At 63.7% G+C, this 18,153-nt stretch carries 12 protein-coding genes; 7 read left to right on the forward strand and 5 right to left on the reverse strand.

Translation table 11 applies throughout. The annotated features are described in order from the left end of the window. Positions 1-409: 409 nt before the first annotated feature. Together L8G49_RS04940 and L8G49_RS04945 are read right to left on the reverse strand one after the other, a co-directional pair. Positions 410-1,219, reverse strand: coding sequence for a PEPxxWA-CTERM sorting domain-containing protein (locus tag L8G49_RS04940; protein ID WP_242182916.1), 810 nt, complete (start codon positions 1,217-1,219; stop codon positions 410-412). A gap of 213 nt (positions 1,220-1,432) precedes the next feature. Further along, positions 1,433-1,894 carry a PilZ domain-containing protein gene (locus L8G49_RS04945; RefSeq protein WP_242139327.1) on the reverse strand — a complete coding sequence of 154 codons (462 nt, stop codon included), beginning with the start codon at positions 1,892-1,894 and terminating at the stop codon, positions 1,433-1,435. 317 nt (positions 1,895-2,211) lie between these two features. Between L8G49_RS04945 and L8G49_RS04950 the strand changes: the two genes are divergently transcribed. Beyond that, a complete protein-coding gene (locus L8G49_RS04950; RefSeq protein WP_242182918.1) occupies positions 2,212-4,395 on the forward strand; it encodes a type I secretion system permease/ATPase in 2,184 nt (727 codons plus the stop codon). Then, positions 4,392-5,786 carry an HlyD family type I secretion periplasmic adaptor subunit gene (locus L8G49_RS04955; protein ID WP_242182920.1) on the forward strand — a complete coding sequence of 465 codons (1,395 nt, stop codon included), beginning with the start codon at positions 4,392-4,394 and terminating at the stop codon, positions 5,784-5,786. The genes L8G49_RS04950 and L8G49_RS04955 overlap by 4 nt, the downstream gene beginning before the upstream one ends. Before the next feature lie 151 nt (positions 5,787-5,937). On the opposite strand, the gene L8G49_RS04960 is transcribed toward L8G49_RS04955, so the two are convergent. Then, positions 5,938-7,845, reverse strand: a complete 1,908-nt coding sequence (locus tag L8G49_RS04960) for a hypothetical protein (protein ID WP_242182922.1) — start codon at positions 7,843-7,845, stop codon at positions 5,938-5,940. On the opposite strand from L8G49_RS04960, the gene L8G49_RS04965 reads away from it, so the two are divergent. Beyond that, complete coding sequence (locus tag L8G49_RS04965; protein ID WP_242139331.1) at positions 7,806-9,146, forward strand: oligosaccharide flippase family protein; 1,341 nt, start codon at positions 7,806-7,808, stop codon at positions 9,144-9,146. The genes L8G49_RS04960 and L8G49_RS04965 overlap by 40 nt on opposite strands. Before the next feature lie 32 nt (positions 9,147-9,178). On the opposite strand, the gene L8G49_RS04970 is transcribed toward L8G49_RS04965, so the two are convergent. After that, positions 9,179-10,594 (reverse strand): O-antigen ligase family protein, encoded by a 1,416-nt coding sequence (locus L8G49_RS04970; protein WP_242182924.1) that lies wholly within the window; start codon positions 10,592-10,594, stop codon positions 9,179-9,181. A 503-nt stretch (positions 10,595-11,097) separates the two neighbouring features. Here L8G49_RS04970 and L8G49_RS04975 point away from each other — a divergent pair. After that, entirely contained in the window at positions 11,098-14,586 is a 3,489-nt protein-coding gene (locus tag L8G49_RS04975; RefSeq protein ID WP_242182926.1) for a calcium-binding protein, read from the forward strand. 47 nt (positions 14,587-14,633) lie between these two features. Here the strand turns inward: L8G49_RS04975 and L8G49_RS04980 are convergent, their stop codons facing one another. Further along, positions 14,634-15,395 (reverse strand): WecB/TagA/CpsF family glycosyltransferase, encoded by a 762-nt coding sequence (locus tag L8G49_RS04980; protein WP_242139334.1) that lies wholly within the window; start codon positions 15,393-15,395, stop codon positions 14,634-14,636. Positions 15,396-15,526: 131 nt separating this feature from the next. On the opposite strand from L8G49_RS04980, the gene L8G49_RS04985 reads away from it, so the two are divergent. Genes L8G49_RS04985 through L8G49_RS04995 form a run of 3 tightly spaced genes read left to right on the forward strand, consistent with a single transcriptional unit; the run spans position 15,527 to position 18,149 of the window. Then, on the forward strand, positions 15,527-16,579 hold the full coding sequence (locus tag L8G49_RS04985; protein WP_242182928.1) for a glycosyltransferase family 2 protein: 1,053 nt from the start codon (positions 15,527-15,529) through the stop codon (positions 16,577-16,579). Next, positions 16,576-17,103 carry a serine acetyltransferase gene (locus L8G49_RS04990; protein ID WP_242182930.1) on the forward strand — a complete coding sequence of 176 codons (528 nt, stop codon included), beginning with the start codon at positions 16,576-16,578 and terminating at the stop codon, positions 17,101-17,103. The genes L8G49_RS04985 and L8G49_RS04990 overlap by 4 nt, the downstream gene beginning before the upstream one ends. Next, entirely contained in the window at positions 17,100-18,149 is a 1,050-nt protein-coding gene (locus tag L8G49_RS04995) for a glycosyltransferase family 2 protein (RefSeq protein WP_242139337.1), read from the forward strand. The genes L8G49_RS04990 and L8G49_RS04995 overlap by 4 nt, the downstream gene beginning before the upstream one ends. Positions 18,150-18,153 lie beyond the last annotated feature (4 nt).

Raw genomic sequence — 18,153 nt, forward strand, 5'->3', positions numbered from 1 at the left:
GGTCGAAGGATGTCTTCACCTGGCCCGTGTGGCCGTCCCGTGGCGCGGGTTTCGAGAAAAAGGCGTTGTGTCGGACCCGTCACCGTCTCGATCTTGGCTTGGCTATGCCGAGCGGCCGCCCAGCAGCGTCGGACCTAGGAGTCGAAACAAGTCCGAGGTCCGGTCAGCGACCCCATCCGGACGTGGAGGCGAAGACCGCGTGGCGGGCCGGATATAAGGCCAGCACGGCAGCTATCGGTCCAGCAAGGCATCAAGCCGTCGGGGGAGGCGCGGTCGTCTCTACGCCAACCTCAGTCCGGGACGTCCCAAAACCGGCGTGCCATGACATCGTCATGGCACGCCGGCCAGGTAGCTCACGCTCGTTCAGGCGTTGCCCGACCGAGGATCTGAACGATCACGTCCGTGGCGATCAGGCTGCCGCGACGGTCGTGCTGCGATGCTGCCGCAAGGCTACGCCGAGCATCATGAAGCCAGTGACCATCAGGGCCCAGCTTGCCGGCTCCGGGACGGTGCTGACGATCAGCGGCGCCGGGTCGGAGGAGAACTGTCCGCCGATGGTGGCGCGGAAGCTGTCCAGGCTGCCGTTGGCTGCCTTGGTGAGCGCAGGCGTCAGCGCGGTAAAGGACGTGGAGAAATCCTTGTTGATCACGCTGGAGAAATCAAGAAAGTCAGACGTGTACGTGATGTTGTAGTTGTGCGCTGCGGTCGAGGCGCCAAAAGTGGCGGTGCTGCCGAACTCATCGCCCGAGATCTTGGCGTTGAAGTTCAGCGTGAGCAGGTTCGATCCGGCAGCCAGCGTCTGTGTGATCGAGTCCGCGCCGACGAAGGTGATGGCGGTCGTGCTCAGGAAGGTCATCGTGCCCGAGAAGACCGGCTGCGTGAAGGTCCCGTCGACCTCGGTCAGCGGCTTCGTGATGTTCGCATTGAGAGTGAAGTCAGCAACCACATTGTTGATATACGTGCTGATGCCGGGCTGAATGAAGCTGAACTGGACTTTGGATACGCCGGCGCTCGTCGCGGTGTCGGTGCTGGTCGAGTAGACGGTCGCTCCGATGCCGCTCGGTCCTGCGTTGACGAGGCTGATGTTCTTGCTCGAGTTCAGCGAGGTGAACGTTGCAAAGGTGCTCACGACGGCGTGCGCCGACGTCGTCGAGAGAAGTAAGGCGGACGCGCCGAGCGCGCTCTTGAGAATTGCGGACGAAAACAGATTGCGAATCATGGATAAACCCCTTGCGCGAGAACAGCTGCAAACGCTTCACTCGAGCCCGGGGTCGATAACGGACACCAAAGACATCGCGTCTGCTAAAGCAAGACCGATGCCACATCCATTAAATCAGCATTTTCAGAATACTAGGATTGAGCACTATTGGTATGTGTAAGCGGAGGCGACGACATCGGTCTATTAGGTTAATTCTGCGCGTTATAGCCGATGTCAAGCGATGAAGGCCCGCAAGCTGAAGATGATCGTGCTCCACAACAGGATGTTCACGCTGCACAAAACGGCGATGCGGCCGAGCGGGGGAACGCGCGTCGTATCTGCGCTCCCGGAAGACTTCTCGTCTTCAGAGCCGAAACGCCCATTGACCACCGCCCCGGCATCGAGCGCAGTCGCCAAATCGTTGGCGTCGAGCGGCCGAGCGAACTCGCAACCGTAACTCAGGCCAAGCCGTCGCACGACCTGCGCCTCCCGTGGACCGATCCCGGCCAGTCGAAGGCTCACGCGAGCGCCATGGGGTAGATCGGCCAAGGTCGACATGCCAAACCCGACGGCGGACAGGTTTTCGATGAAAATATCGATCGGCTGCTGAGACGCGTCCCGCAGCGTGGCTGGCCGGGCGGCTGGAATGCGTCGGGCGGCGCGTCCGGAACGCGAAAGCGTAGCAGCCAACATCATCGTCTAACTCACTCTCCTAGGAGTAATTTATCGCGGTGCATCGTTTACCGTGCGCCGTTGACAGACCGTGGCATATGGTAACGTAAACGAAAAGGGGGCGCCGTACTCCTGTGGAAACTTTTTTCCACAGTCATGGAACTTTCGCAAAATTGTGCGTGCCGGCCGACAGCCGGTGCGGCTTCGCAGCGTCGTCGCCGAAGGCCTTGGTGCTGTGACGACACGCGGTGTCGGGGCGCGCCACGGCCCGGCATCGTTACCATAATCTTTACCAATGTCAGGCACATCGGCTGCATCCCAAGGCAGCCAGGTCCGCATTCATGAAACTGCACGAGAGCGTCGAACAACGATTGTCCGAAGCCTTTGGCCCGGAACAGGCAAGGCCAACAGATCCCGAATCCGGCCTCCGCGCGCTAGCCCTGTTGTTCGCGATCCAGAACGTGTCGGTCGATCCCGCGCAAATGCGGCACGAACTGGGGCATGCCGAAGCGCTGACCGCGCGCGACATCATCCGGCTTGCACGTCGCCAGGAAGGCGCCAAGGCGAAGGCGGTCACGGTCGAACCCGGTCGCCTGTCCCGCCAGCCGCTCCCCGCGCTCGCCAACGGGCCGGCAGGCTGGTTCGTGATCGGTCGGCTGGTCGAGGACGGAGTGCTGATCCAGCGGCCCGGCAACCAGGTTGAAAAGGTCGACCGCGCCGCCCTCGATGCATTGTGGGACGGGGAGCTCATCCTCCTCACCACGCGCGAGGCGCGCGGCGCGGGGAAGGGGCGTTTCGATCTCAGCTGGTTCGTGCCCCAGATCGTGCGGTATCGCCGGTTAATCGGCGAAGTGCTGCTGATCACCTTTGCGCTCAACCTGCTTGGCCTGGCAGCGCCGCTGCTGTTCCAGAACGTGATCGACAAGGTGCTGGCGCACAATGCCCAGACCACGCTCAACGTGCTCGCGGTCGGCTTCGTCGCCGTTTCCGTGTGGGAAACCATGTTCGGCTGGATCCGCAGCCGGGTCTATTCCGAAACCAGCCAGAAAATCGACGTCGAGCTCGGCGCCCGCCTGTTCCGCCACCTGCTCGCGCTGCCGCTCAGCTATTTCGAGAAGCGCCGCGTGGGCGACACCGTGACGCGGGTCCGTCAGCTGGAGACGATCCGCGAATTCCTGACGACCGCGTCGCTCAGCGTGCTGGTCGATCCGCTGTTCATCGGTGTGTTCATGGTCGCGATGCTGATCTATTCGCCCGCGCTGTTCGGAATCGTCGCGGTCAGCCTGGTCGGCTATATCGTGGTGTCGGTCGCCGTTACGGGGACGCTCCGCCAGCGCATCGAAGAGAAGTTCGAGCGCGGCGCCGCCAGCAACGCGCTGCTGGTGGAAAGCGTCAGCGGCATCCAGACGGTCAAGGCCGCCGCGGTCGAACCGCAGTGGCAGGATCGCTGGGAACGCCAGCTCGCCGCCACCAGCGCCGCGTCGCTCCGGGTCACCAACCTCGGCAGCACCGGCAGCCAGGCGGTCGAGCTGATTTCCAAGCTGACCTTCGCCGCGATCCTGTTCTTCGGGGCCAAGGCGGTGATGGGCGGCGTCCTCACGCTCGGCGGGCTCGTCGCCTTCAACATGTTCGCGCAGCGTGTGTCCGGCCCGGTCATCAGGCTCGCTCAATTGTGGCAGGATTTCCAGCAGGTACGCATCTCGGTCGAACGGCTGGGCGACATCCTCAACCATCCGGTCGAGCCGCAGGCGTCGTCGCGGGTCACGCTCCCGGCGATGAAGGGGGCAATCAGCTTCGATGCGGTGCGGTTCCGCTATGCGGTCGACAGCCCGCCGGCGCTCGACAGTGTCTCGCTCGACATCGCGCCGGGTGAATCGATCGGGATCGTCGGATCCTCAGGGTCGGGCAAGTCGACGCTGACCAAATTGCTCCAGCGGCTGTATCTCGCCGAAAGCGGCCGCGTGCTGATCGACGGGATGGACATCGCGCAGGTCGATCCGACGTGGCTGCGTCGCCAGATCGGCGTGGTCCTGCAGGAAAACATCCTGTTCAACCGCTCGATCCGCGAGAATATCGCGCTGGTCAATCCGGCGATGCCGCTCGACCGGGTGATGCGCGCGGCAAATCTTGCAGGCGCGCACGGCTTCATCCTGCAACAACCGCAGGGCTATGACACGCCGATCGTCGAACGCGGCGTCAACCTGTCAGGCGGGCAGCGCCAGCGGATCGCGATCGCGCGGGCGCTCGTCACCGACCCGCGGATCCTGATCCTGGACGAGGCGACCTCCGCGCTGGACGCCGAGAGCGAGGAGATCATCCGCAACAATCTCAGCGCGATCGCCAAGGGGCGCACGGTCGTCGTGATCGCGCATCGCCTGTCCGCGGTGCGCGACTGCAACCGCATCGTCGCGCTCGAGAAGGGCAAGATCGTCGAAATCGGAACGCATGAAGAGCTGATCAGACTGGGTGGCCGTTATGCCGAGCTGCACCGTCGCCAATCGGGCCTGAAGGATATCGCCGCATGAACGCGCTGACGACCAACTGGCGGATGATCACCGCCACGATCGCCGAGGAAAAGGCCCGCAACGTCGGACGCTTGCGGATCGAGGACGCAGCGTTCCTGCCGGCCGCGCTCGAAGTGATCGAGCGGCCGGTATCGCCCACCGCCCGGGTCACCGCCAAGATGCTGCTGGCCGGGGTTGCTGCGCTGGGCCTGTGGCTGGCGCTGGGCCGGACCGACATTATCGCGTCGGCACAGGGTCGCATCGTGCCGACCGGCGCGGTTCAGCTGGTCCAGCCTGCCGAGGCGGGGGTGGTGCGGCGCATCCTGGTCCATGACGGCGACCATGTCCGCAAGGGGCAGGTGCTGGTGCTGCTCGATCCGACGGTATCGACGGCCGAAGCGGCGCAGGCGCGCAAGTCGCTGGACACCGTATCGTTCGAAGTCGCCCGCACTCGGGCGGTGATCGACGCGCTTGATGGCAAGGGCTTCCGCTTCGCCGCGCCTGCGGGAACGGACGCGGCGACAGTCACGCTCCAGGGTTCGCTAGCGCGCGCCAAGCTCGCCGAGGTCAATGCCTCGATCCAGGCGCAGGCCGCGGGGAACGCCGTTGCCAGCGCGGAGATCGGCGCGGCCCGGGCGGAAGCTGCCAAGTTGACCGAGACGCTTCCGCTGCTCGACGAACAGATCTCCGCCAACGAGCAATTGCTGGCCAAGGGGTTCGTCTCGAAACTGAAGGTGCTGGAGATGCGCCGCCAGCGGATCTCGCAGGTTCGCGACCGCGACTCGGCGCTGCAATCGATCCGCCGCGCAACAGCGCAGGCGGGCGGTGCGGCGAGCAATTCGGCCAAGGCGCGGGCCGATGCGCGATCGGCCCTGCTGGACGAACTGGTCAAGGCGACCGCCGAAATGCGGTTGCGCCAGGATGAGTTGGTGAAGACGACGCAACGGGCAACGCTGCAGGCGCTGCGCGCGCCGGTTTCCGGTACGATCGGGCAGCTTTCGGTGCATACCGAAGGGGGCGTGGTCGAGGCGGCCAAGCCCATCATGACGGTCGTGCCGGGTGACGGAAAGCTCGTCGCCGAAGTGAAACTGCTCAATCGCGATGCCGGCTTCGTCAATGTCGGGCAGAAGGTGGGCGTCAAGCTCGATGCGTTCCCATTCGCGCGCTACGGTCTGATTCCAGGGCATGTGCTGGGGATCAGCCCCGACGCGGTCGATGACGACAAGCTCGGTCCGGTCTATGTCCTGCGCGTCGCGCTCGACCGCACGCGCATGTCGCGGGGGGATCGCGACGTTCCGGTCACGCCGGGCATGATGGTGACCGCAGACATCGTGACCGGTGACCGCAGTTTCTTCAGCTATCTGACCAGCCCGATCGACGAGGCGCGCGGGACGGCGCTGCACGAGCGCTAAGGACGAACCGAGAAGGGGACGGGCAGGGATGGGGGGGAACAGGGACCCCTTCTTGCCCGCCCGCTTCTCGCGCCGACGATACGGAGGCGAACGGGGAAAGCGCCATTGCGGCTGCCGGCCCCGACCCGCCTGACGCTGCGCCGTTGCAGGTTTAAGCGCGGACCGTGTTGGCCGCGAGCAACGCCCTGTATTTGGGGGCGGTGGCACTCGGCTGGTCATAGCTGCTCACGACACCCCAGCTTCCGTAACGCGACCCCTGACCCCCGATGCTGTTGAAGGCACAGAAGAGATCGCAGCCAAGATGCACTTCTAGGCGCAATGTATCCAAATACAGGTCATACATCCCCGGTTGGCTCTGCGCGGCACCCAAGGCGGGGTTATAGGGCAAGTCGGCTTGCCCCTTGGGTTGCAGATGCTGCCCCCCCTCGTAGACGACGTACCGCAACCCGAGCTTCTTGGCATGTTGCGCAGCCGTCAGCGCCGCTCCCGGTTCCGCCTGCTTGCGGATGACGATCCGCATGTCGTTGATGACTTCCTCTGCCGTCAGCGCGGCGCCGCGGGCTTCCCAGCGCGCATATTGCTCGTCGCCCGCACCGAAATAACCGGACTGTGCGACGGCATCGCACCCGCCATGGGCCATGCACGAGTCGATGGTCCGCAAGGCGACATCGAGCCATGCGGTCTGCGTCGCGCACACCCGAACGTAGCGGGCCCGGTCCGCTGCAGGCCATGCACGCTGCCATACCTGGAACACGTGACCGAACAGCGCGCCGATCCGGGCCGGATGGTTCGTGCCCTTGGTCTTGGCATCGTCGTCCCACGCCTTTTCGCCCTTTGCCTCGACCATATCCCCGAGGCGCCGCGAATGGAGCATCCAGCCCGTCTGGTAGAATTGAAAGTTCCAGATCTCGTTGGAAACCTCCACATAGACCTTCCGCTTGGGGTCGAGCTTTGTGTGGATGAGCTTCGCCAATTGCGCGACATAGTCGTCGGTCGCGCGATGAGGGATGCAGATCCAGGGATCGATCCCGAGGGTATTGGCAAGCTGGATCATGATTTCGTAGGCGACGCCGCCGGCAAAATGGCGCGCAAAGCCGTTCGGGGCATGGCCTTGCGTATCGTCCGGATCCCCGCTCGTCCCGGTCATCGTATAGAAGGTTGGTCGGCGCCGGTTGCTCCATTCCTCTTCGATCGATCCGTTCGTGATGCCCCAATCCATGAAGCGCAGGACATGGAATGGGCGGCAGAATTCGAGGAACTCGGGCAGGAAAGGGTCGGCGGCAAGGTCGATATGCTCATCTGCCAAAGCGACCACGCGGATGTTGCGTACCGGGTCCGCCGGGTTGGAGCGGTTGATGAAAAAGCCTTCGACCAACTTTCCGTCATGCGACATGTGGAGCACCACTCTGCCACGGCTCTGGCTTATGACACGGGTGCTTGCCACGCCGGCGAACGTTCCGTCCCCATCATACAGCAGGACGTATTTACCGCTCTTGAGGGTATTGGGCAGCAGCGTGAAGACGGCTTGGTCCGGCAGGGACCCGCCTTGCTTGACCGGCACCGCGCGTGGGTAGCCGTCCGCATCGAAGCTAAACAGATCTTGTTTCTGGGTGTCCCAAGGGCCGCTGCCGTCCGCATTGTGCGTCATCCACATGCGAGCGCCCCACATCAGATTGCGGAACGGAAAGCCGGCGCCGTAGTCGGAGACGCCGGCCAGGTTCATCCCGATGGGCAGTTTTGGAACCTGTCCTGCAGGAACGTCTGGCCCCGGCCACGCGGCATCCCCCAAGCCGGCGCGCGCGCAAGCCCCGAACACCAGTGCACTCGCGCTGACGCCGGACCAGCGGAGAAGATTTCGTCTATCGATCAGCATGGGCGAGCTATATACGCGGCCAACCTTGCTGGCCATCCTTGTGTCCCTGTTTACGACCGTAATACCAACGTATCGTCGCAGGCGGCCGAGAATTGGCGCTATTCTGTCTGATCCCCAATGTCCCTTTCCCAGCGGTAGAATGTCTGATGGTTGTTGCTCGCTTGACGAACTGGGCTTCCAACGCACAAAGTTTGCGCCAGCGGGCAACGCTGGCGAGCGTCTGGGCGGTTGGGGGCTTCGGGCTGCAGCGGGTCCTGCAGCTTGCGTCCAATCTCGTTTTGACACGATTGCTGTTCCCGGAAGCATTTGGGCTCATGACGCTGGCAAACGTGATCCTGATCGGGATCGCGATGTTCAGCGATATCGGTATCAAGCCGGCGATCGTGCAGAGTGAAGAAGGCGGAAGTGAGAGCTATCTCAACACCGCCTGGACGGTGCAGGTCATTCGCGGCTTCATTCTGTGGGGCGTATGCTGCCTGATCGCCTGGCCCGCCGCGCTCCTATACCGTCAGCCGATCCTGTTTCCGCTGCTGTGCGTCCTAGGAGCGACCGCCGCGATCAACGGATTTGGATCGACCACCCTGGCGCTGCGCGAAAAGCGGTTGCATCTCGGCGCGTTGACGACGGTCCAGGTCGTCGGTCAGTTCATGACGTTGACGATCACTGCCCTGTTCGCGTGGTTGCTGGGTTCCGTATGGGCCTTGGCCTACGGTGCGGTGGTGGGTGCACTGGCCTATACCGCACTCGGGTTCGTCGCCCTGCCGGGGCACCGTCATCGTCTTTATCTCGACCCCGTGGCTGCAAAGAAGCTGTTGAGTTTCGGCCGCTGGATCTTCGTGTCGACGATGGTGACGTTCCTGGGCGGCCAAGGCATCCGCGCGATCCAGGGCGGCCTCATTCCCATCGAGACGCTGGGTATCCTGGGCATTGCGCAGACCTTTGCGACGATGCCAGCCGAACTGGCCGCGCAGGTGCAGAACCTCGTCGGGTTTCCGGCGCTGTCGGAAGCGCGCGTCCACGGGAAAGAGCGGTTTCTCGGGACGTTCGACAAGATCCGGACGCGAATCCTGATCAGCTCGTTGCCGCTATTTTTCGTTCTGGCGCTTGCGGCCGGGCCGATCATTTGGTCGCTCTACGACGGGCGCTATCACGCGGCGGCAGGGTTCATGGCGTTGCTTTGCGTTACCGGTCCGATTGGTATCGTGGCCGCCGGTTATCAGAGCGCGTTCATGGCATTGGGCAAGGTGCGATTGTACGCCAATCTCATGGCGGTCTTCATGGTGACGCGCGTGGTCGGTACGGTTGCCGGATTCTACATCGGTGGCACGATCGGAATGCTGATCGGCGGCGGTGCGGGCACGTTCCTCGGGTACACCTATGTCGCCTATATGGCGGCGAAGGAGGGGCTTTTCTCCGCGAAGGTGGACGCCGTGTGCCTCTTGCTGATCGTCGTCATGTCCGTGGCGGTAAAGTTCTTCTATTTCTGACCGCTGTTCGCAAGGCTGATCCCCGGCTGGCGCTAGACGGCTTCCGGTGCGCCACGGGGTTCGGGTCGACGGGGTTTTACGGCGGTCGTTGGTCGCGCCATGGGAGCACGCAACGCCAGTGCCGCTCCGGCGATCGCGAGCACTATGATCATGGGACGCGTGGGAATCGACGTGAACACCAGCATCACGCTGGCGGCCATCAGCGCTCCGAAGGCGAACGCGCCGAAGGCGATCGTCGACGGATCGCGGACCCATTTCCGGCGACGGAGGAAAAGGGTGGCCGGCGGATAGAACATGACAAAGCAAAATGCCAAAAGGCCGACGAACCCCGTTGCCAGTGCAAAATACAGATAGCTGTTGACGAAATCGATGATGCCCTCGCCCTGTTTCAGGTCGATCAATCGATTGCTCACGTTGCTCATGGTGTCGCCCGCAATGGGGTGCTTCCAGAACTCCTGGACCCCCCTTGCAAACAGTTGCTGTCGATAATCGACAGTTACCTGAGTGTCGGTCAACTGCCCCGCTTTATAACTGTTGCGGACGAGATAGGCGGTGGCGAACGGCACTAGGACGGCTACTGCTTTCAGCAACCCAGCGGTGCCATATCGGTAGAAGGCATAGCAGAGAATCACGGTCGCCATCCCCAGGACGCCCCCCCGTGATTGCGGTGCCAACACCCCCAGCATCATCAGGGCGGGGATCGCGTATCGCGCAGGCCCGCGTCGGAAGTCCTGGCCGCATGCCAGAGCGGCCGCAAACGCGATGACGAGGGCAAAGCCGGCCGCGGTGGATTCGTCGAGCGGACCATAAGCGCGCATCGCGCCCCCGCGGAACTTCGCCACCAACCCTGGCAGGCTGATATCGAATTTGTTGTAAAGGCTTACGAATAGCGGCCAGTGCGCGCGTGCTTCATAGGTCAGCACGACCGCTAGCATGCTTCCCATGCCGGTAAGGGTTGAAAGCAGCGTCCTTCGGTCGGCGGGCGATCGCAGGCAATTGCCGATGACGAACACCGGAATGCCGTACGTGAGAAGGACTGCGGCCGTCTGCCGCAGCCAGTTCGTCGAGCTTGTTCCTCGCAGGGCGATAAAGATCATGAGGACGAGGAAAATAATGACCGACACATTGCGGTGGGTCGACTCCGATCGAGGATCCCGACGGGTAGTTGCCAACGCCATCAGGCCACCAAGACCCAACGTTGCGTGCGTCGGCCAGTCGAACAAGTAAATCCCGCCGGTGGTCAAGGAAAAGGAAAGCGTGGGGATCCCCAGGCAGCCAACGATCATTACGGTCAGTAATTGGCCCCGCGTGCGGGCCAGCAGCAATGGCAGCAACAACAGGGCAATGTGGATCAGCAAAAACAACGGTGAAAAGAAGAGGCACAGGTAGAAGGACGAGAGCACTATAAGCGGAAAGTGGCCAACCTCCTTTTTGGACTGCGTGCTCAAGCATAGGAAATAGGCCGCCCAGCCCATTAGGAGCATGATCTCTAGGTAGGCAAAATTCTTGGCGAGTGCTAGCATGAGGTGCTCGGAGTCAGGGTGGCCATGGACGATCGGAGGCGGCTAAGCCTCGCTCCTACGGACGTTTGCCGGCTGAGGAAAGTCTGCCGACGCGCGGCGGCGGGTGAGGCCGATCATGCCGATACCCAGAAGGGCAGACCGGCATCTCGTTTTCGCCACGTTAACCTTGCTGGATATCGATTCTGACACCCCGCCCTTGCTAGAAAAGCCGCCAGAGCGCTGACTTTGGGGAAGAAAAGATGACCGACTCAACTGCTATTGGCATGAACCTGGCGGGCATAAGCTATTATGGCAGTCAGTTTCCCTTTTTGGACCGCTACAAGACGTCGGGATCGTGGACCGCTCGCGACAAAAACTACACACCTCTGGGCAGCCCGCCCCTAGATGCAAACGGGTACCCGACCGCCATGCCGTCGTCAGCGACGAACATGTACGCAATGATCGAACTCGATCCAGCGTCCTTGTCGATGCCGGACGTGTATGTCCTGCGGTATACCGGAGAAGCAACCTTCGATATTTCGTCGAGCCAGGTCATCAGCAAAAAGCCGGGTGAGATCGTATTCAAGTATAGCGGCGGAAATCAGGCGCAGTTCAGCATCAATTCGATCAATGCCGCAAATCCGCCGTCCAATATACATATCGTTCGGCAGGACCAACTTGCCATGTTCGATGCCGGCGAGATCTTCAATCCGGCGTTCCTCGACAAGATCAGTCCGTTCGCCGATTTGCGGTTCATGGATTGGGGCGCGACGAACGGGTCGGGCCAGACCACTTGGGATAGCCGCACGACGGTCAATTCGGCGTCCTGGTCGACGGTGCCGATCGAGGTCATGGTGGCGTTGGCCAACAAGACCCATACGGACATGTGGTACAACGTTCCGGCGCAGGCTGACGACGCTTATGTCACCAAGGCCATGCAGTATATTCACGACAACCTGGACCCTGCGCTGAAGGTGAAGGTCGAATATTCCAACGAAGTCTGGAACTTCGGATTTGCGCAGTCGCATTACGCCCTTGAAATGGGCGACAAGTTGTTCGGCAAGGATGTCAACGGCGACGGGAAGATCGACTCGTCCAATCCGGCCGAGCATGTCGGCGACGGCTACATGCAATATTACGGCTATCGGTCCGCCCAGATCGCCACGATCGCGAAATCGATCTTTTCGGACGCGCCGAGCCGGGAGCAGGGCGTGCTCGCTACCCAGACCGCTTATACGGGGCTCGAAAATTCGATTCTCAAAGGCGTCGCGCGGGTCGGGAATGTATCCAAACTGTTCGACGACTACGCGATCACGACCTATTTCGATATGAACAACGCCACCGAAGACCAATTGCTGTCGTGGGCGCGATCGGGAAGTTCGGGGCTTGATGCTGCGTTCGCCGCGCTCAAGGGTAACCTGGCGTATTACAAGACGGTCGAGCAGTATCAGGGCGCCGTTGCGTCGAAGCTCGGATTGAACCTCGTCGCCTACGAAGGCGGGATCTCCATGACGTCGTACCAATATTCGGCTGCTGCGCAGCCGGAGATCCAGGCGTTCATGGAAAAGATCAACACGGACCCGCGCATGGCGGACCTGTATAAGATCATGGCGGCCGATTTCACCGCCGCCGGCGGGACATTGCTGAACGCGTTCAACAACGTCGGGGCTTCTTCCAAATGGGGCGAATGGGGCGCGCTGGACAGCACCTACGATACCGGTAGCGTCAAATACGATGTGCTGGTCGCGTTGGCGAAGGCCGGCAACGTCGCCGCCGCGCCGGTCGCGACGGTATTTTCCGCAGACAGGATGGATGCGGCGACCACGCTGAACCAATATACGCTGGATGCCACGACACGGAACCTGGCCTTCGCCGGTACGGGCGCGTTCGTCGGTACGGGCAATGCGCTGGACAACGTCATCGTCGGCGGGAATGGCAAGAACACGCTCAGCGGCGGCGCGGGGCAGGACCGGTTGATCGGTGGCAGCGACGCCGATTATCTCGATGGCGGCACCGGCGCCGACACCATGATCGGTGGCGCCGGCAACGACGTCTACATCGTCGACGATGCGGGTGACGTCGTTACCGAGCTCGCGAATGGCGGGACCGACGAGGTGCGCACGACGCTCGCCAGCTATACGCTGGGGGACAATGTCGAGAACCTGACCTACACCGGCACCGCGGCCTTCACGGGGACGGGCAACGCGCTCGACAACGTCATAACCGGCGGTGCGAACGGCAACACGCTGGCGGGCGGCGCGGGCAATGACACGCTGGTCGGTGGTGCGGGCAATGACGTGCTCGACGGTGGCGCCGGCGCGGACACGATGCGCGGTGGGGCCGGCAACGACATTTACATCGTCGACAATGTCGGCGACGTGGTTACCGAGCTCGCCGGCGGCGGGACCGACGAAGTGCGCACGACGCTTGCCAGCTATACGCTGGGGGACAATGTCGAGAACCTGACCTACACAGGCACCGCGGCTTTCACGGGGACGGGCAACGCGCTCGACAACGTCATCACCGGCGGTGCGAACGGCAACACGCTGTCGGGCGGCGCGGGCAATGACACGCTGATCGGTGGTGCGGGCGATGACGTGCTCGACGGCGGCACTGGCGCGGACACGATGCGCGGCGGGGCTGGCAACGACACCTACATCGTCGACAATGTCGGCGACGTGGTCACCGAGCTCGCCAACGGCGGGACTGACGAAGTGCGCACGACGCTTGCCAGCTATACGCTGGGAGATAACGTCGAGAACCTGACCTACACCGGCACCGCGGGCTTCACGGGGACGGGCAATGCGCTCGACAACGTCATCACCGGGGGCGCAGGCAACGATATCCTGTCGGGTGGCGCGGGCAATGACACGCTGATCGGTGGCGCCGGGAACGACACGCTGCTCGGCGGCGACGGCAATGACTATCTGAACGGCGGGACCGGTGCCGACAAGATGACCGGCGGCGCGGGCGACGATACCTATGTCGTCGACAATTACGCGGATCAGGTGATCGAACTCGCCAACGGCGGCACCGACACGGTCGAAACCACGCTGTCGACGTACATGTTGTCGGCCAACATCGAGAACCTGCGCTATCTCGGCACCTCCAATTTCATCGGCATGGGCACGGCTAGCGCCAATGTCATCACGGGCGGTTCCGGGAACGATTACCTGTGGGGCGGCGCGGGTGACGACACGCTGTACGGCAATGCCGGCGACGACGTGCTTGACGGGGGCACTGGCGCCGACACGATGTACGGCGGCGACGGGAACGACACCTACATGGTGGACAACGTCAACGACAAGGTGATCGAACTGCCGGGCGGGGGCACCAATGACGTGGTCCACGCGTCGGTCAGCTATACCTTGTCGGACAATGTCGAGACGCTGTGGCTGGACGGCATCGCGCCGATCAACGGCACCGGCAACAGCGGCAACAACACGCTGTGGGGGAACTACGCCGACAACATCCTGCGCGGCGGCGGCGGCAACGACGTGATCCATGGCGGCGCCGGCAATGATACACTCTACGGCGGGACCGGCGACGATCAGCTGTTCGGCGATGCCGGCAACGACGTCCTGTATGGCGGTGGCGGTCACGACTATCTCGACGGCGGAACCGGGGCGGATACCTACCGCTTCCTGCCGGGCGATCTCGGCGCGACGGCGGCAACATCCGCGACGGTCGTGCTCGGGGCGGGGCAGGGTGACAAGATCGACCTTAGTGCGATCGACGCCAATGGCGCGACCGCGACCCGCGATGCGTTCAGCTTCGTCGGATCGGCAGACTTCACCAAGCGGGCGGGCGAGCTGCGCGTGCAGGCGAGCGGAAACGACTGGCTGGTGTCCGCGGATACCAACGGCGACGGGATCGCGGACATCGTGCTGACCGTGAAGTCGACGAGCGGCGTCCTCGCCAGCGACTTCGTGTTCTGATCGGCCGGCCCTGCCGGAAGCGGACCGCTTCTCGGCAGGGCTCCGTTTCAGGGTCTGGGCTGGCGTCGCTGCGCGGCGCGCCAGCGCAGTGCAATACGGAAAATCTTCGGACCTTCCACCAGATACCGCCGTCCCAACCGGCGGGGGTTTCCGGCAAGCCGCCAGAACCATTCCATCCCGGCCCGCTGGACGATTCGCGGCGCGCGGACCTGCGCACCGACGATGAAGTCGACCGCCGCACCGATGCAGAAGGCCGTTCCCGTGACAGTTCCCGCCGCTGCCATCTCGGCCGCCAGGATTTCCTGTTGCGGTGCACCGACCGCAAGCAGCGTGAAACGCGCCTGCGCCGCTGCCGCGGCGGCAACCGCGGCCTGGCGCGCGACGGGGTCGCGACGCAGCCCCATCGGTGGTGCGTGATGGATCAGCGTGATCCCCGGATAGCGCGACCGCAATTGACCCGCCAGCGTATCGCTGCCGCCGACGAGGCACAGGCGGTCCCCGTCCTGCAACACAGATCCGAACAGCGCGACGATCAGGTCGCTGCCCGGCACTACGCTCAAGCTAATACCGTAAAGCTTGGCGAGCCGAGCGAGAATGCGGCTGTCGTTGAGGCACAGCATCGCGCCTTGATAGAGCGGCCGAAGCTCGGGATGAGCCTCGATCTGGACCATATGGTCGACGTTCGGCGTGACGATGTAGCCGAACGGATCGCTCGCGCGCCGTGTCTCGAGAAACGCGACAACCTGCGCAGCGGTCGGCGTGTCGAAATCGAGCCCCAGGAAGCTCGTCCGGGGGAAGGGGCTGGCCACGGAGTCGGGCTGTCGTCGCGTCGGCGTCACGGCAATCTTTCCCCCGTCATGATCGTCGGTCCCGGTGACAGGTCGAGCGGGGGGGCGTCAAGCGGTTGACAAGCGGGTGCCCACTGAGGCTAGCCGAACGCATGGATCGAATCGTGTCGCCTTTGCCGGACTCGCGCGACGCCACGATCGGCGTGGTGATGATCGGCCGTAACGAGGGCGAGCGCCTGCGGCGTTGCATCGCCTCGACCAGCGCCGTCGCCGCGCGCGTCTATGTCGATTCGGGATCGACCGACGACAGCGTCGCGTGGGCCCGGGCACAGGGCGTGACGGTGGTGGAACTCGCGGTCCCGCCCAAGTTCACCGCGGCGCGCGCACGCAATGCCGGGTTCGAGCGATTGCTGCAGGACTTTCCGGGCCTTGCCTATGTCCAGATGGTCGATGGCGACTGCGAGCTCGCCCCGGGTTGGCTCGACGCCGCGCGCGACGCGCTGCAGGCGGACCCGACCCTGGCGCTCGTCTTCGGCCGCCGCCGGGAGCGGTTTCCCGAACGTTCGCTCTACAATGCGTTTTGCGATGAGGAATGGAATGTCCCCATCGGCGAGGCGATGTCGGGTGGGGGCGACGTGATGGTCCGGGTCGATGCGCTGTCCGCGATCGGTGGCTACGATCCAGCGATGATCGCGGGCGAGGATCCGGACATGTCGATCCGACTGCGCAAGGCCGGTTGGCGTCTGTACCGGATCGACCATGCGATGACCGTGCACGACGCCGCGATCCTGCGGTTCGCGCAATGGTGGCGCCGGGCAGAGCGCGGTGGCCATGCTTTCGGGGAACTCGCCGATCGCCATCCCGGGTTGGACGACCCTTATTGGCGCAGACAATGCCGCAGCATCCTCGTTTGGGGCGGAATATACCCCGCGGTGGTGGTGGCGATGCTGCTGCTGGCAATCGTGCTCGGGCCGATCTGGCTGCTGCCCGCGTTTGCGCTGGCGCTGATCTGGCTGGCCCAGGTCTTGCGCATCGGCAGCCGGCTGCGCCGTACCCTGCCGCTGCGGCAGGCCATGCTGACCGGGCTGTTCCTGATGATCGGCAAGGTCTCTGAGATGATCGGCCTTGCACGCTTTCACGTCGGGCGCCTGACCGGGCGACGGTCGGACCTGATCGAATATCATCGGGGCCCGGCACACGAATGAGCAGTCTTGCATCGTTACGGGCGCAGATCCGCGAGGACTGGGTTGCCCATGGTCGTGACTGGACGCGCCCGGGGTTCCGCGCGGTTGCGGTGCACCGCTTCGGCGTGTGGCGCATGGGGATCGGCCCCAAGGCGCTGCGCGGTCCGTTCAGCCTGATGTACCGGATGCTGTTCCGGCGCTGTCGCAATGGCTATGGTATCGAACTGCCCTATTCGGTCGCGCTCGGGCGACGGGTCGTGATCGAGCATCAGGGCGGGATCGTGATCCACGGGAACAGCGTGATCGGCGACGATTGCGTCATCCGGCAGAATTGCACCCTCGGGATTCGCCGGATGGATGCGCCCGACGATGCGCCCATCCTCGGCACTCGTGTCGACGTCGGTGCGGGGGCGGTGATTCTTGGTCGCGTGCGCATCGGCAACGGCGCGGCGATCGGCGCGAATGCGGTGGTGCTGGGCGATGTCCCGGCTGGCGCGGTTGCAATCGGCATCCCGGCCAAGAGCATCATGAAGGAAGCTCGATGACCGAAGCTGCCGTTTCGACGAAGATTGCGGTGATCATCGTCAATTATCGGACACCGGCGCTCGCCTTGTCGGCAGCGCGCGCGCTGATCCCGGAACGGGCCGGCAATCCCACGCTCCGGGTCGTCATCGTCGATGGTGGATCGGGCGACAATTCGGCGGACGTCCTGCAGGCCGGTGTCGTCGATCCGGCCCTGGCCGGGTGGGTCGACGTGCTGGCGCTCCCGATCAACGGCGGCTTTGGCTGGGCCAACAACCAGGCAATCCAGCGACTGCTGCAATCCGACGATGCGCCGGACTATTTCCACGTCCTCAACCCCGATACCGAAGTCGAGCCCGGCGCGGTGAGCGCGTTGCGCGACGTGCTCGACCGCCATCCGCGGTGCGGCGCGGTCGGCAGCCTGTTGCTCAACGAGGACGGCAGCCTTTCGGGATCCGCGTTCGGCGCCATGTCGCCGTTGCGCGAACTGGTCCGCGGCGCGCGGCTTGACGCGATGCGTCGCGTGCTTGGGATCAAGCCGATGCTGGTGACCGAACCCGGCGAGGCGGATTGGGTCACCGGGGCCAGCACCATGTTCCGCGGGGCGGCGCTGAAGCAGGCAGGGTTGTTCGATACCGGCTTCTTCCTCTATTTCGAGGAGGTCGAGCTGATGTGGCGGCTGGCCAAGGCGGGGTGGAGCATCAGGCACGAACCCGTCAGCCGCGTCCGGCATATCGGCGGCGCATCGACCGGAATCAATTACGATCGCAAGGTCGCCCGCACGCTGCCGCCGCTGCCTCGCTATTGGTATGAGGCGCGGCGCCGGATGTATGCGCGGACCCGGGGGCGGACCGGCGCGATCCTGGCAGGCAGCTACTGGGTCGTCGGGCACGCACTGTTTCTGGCGCGCCGGACGGTCGGGCTGGGGGGCAAGCATGTCCCGGTAGCGAACGAAGCACGCGACCTTTTGCGGCACGGAATCTTGCCCAGCGCTGCCGACCTCCGCCCGCACGTTGCGCGCTGGGACGATGCGATCGACCAGCCGCCCGCGTGGATGGCCGTGGACTGACGGC

The organism is Sphingomonas sp. CARO-RG-8B-R24-01, assembly GCF_022662295.1.
Lineage (GTDB): Bacteria > Pseudomonadota > Alphaproteobacteria > Sphingomonadales > Sphingomonadaceae > Sphingomonas.

Excerpts from the sequence above, each read along its gene's own strand:
- L8G49_RS04975 (WP_242182926.1), top strand. The coding sequence starts at position 11,098 with ATGTACGCAATGATCGAACTCGATCCAGCGTCCTTGTCGATGCCGGAC.
- L8G49_RS04995 (WP_242139337.1), top strand. The coding sequence starts at position 17,100 with ATGACCGAAGCTGCCGTTTCGACGAAGATTGCGGTGATCATCGTCAAT.
- L8G49_RS04955 (WP_242182920.1), top strand. The coding sequence starts at position 4,392 with ATGAACGCGCTGACGACCAACTGGCGGATGATCACCGCCACGATCGCC.
- L8G49_RS04940 (WP_242182916.1), bottom strand. The coding sequence starts at position 1,219 with ATGATTCGCAATCTGTTTTCGTCCGCAATTCTCAAGAGCGCGCTCGGC.
- L8G49_RS04990 (WP_242182930.1), top strand. The coding sequence starts at position 16,576 with ATGAGCAGTCTTGCATCGTTACGGGCGCAGATCCGCGAGGACTGGGTT.
- L8G49_RS04950 (WP_242182918.1), top strand. The coding sequence starts at position 2,212 with ATGAAACTGCACGAGAGCGTCGAACAACGATTGTCCGAAGCCTTTGGC.
- L8G49_RS04985 (WP_242182928.1), top strand. The coding sequence starts at position 15,527 with ATGGATCGAATCGTGTCGCCTTTGCCGGACTCGCGCGACGCCACGATC.
- L8G49_RS04965 (WP_242139331.1), top strand. The coding sequence starts at position 7,806 with ATGGTTGTTGCTCGCTTGACGAACTGGGCTTCCAACGCACAAAGTTTG.
- L8G49_RS04945 (WP_242139327.1), bottom strand. The coding sequence starts at position 1,894 with ATGATGTTGGCTGCTACGCTTTCGCGTTCCGGACGCGCCGCCCGACGC.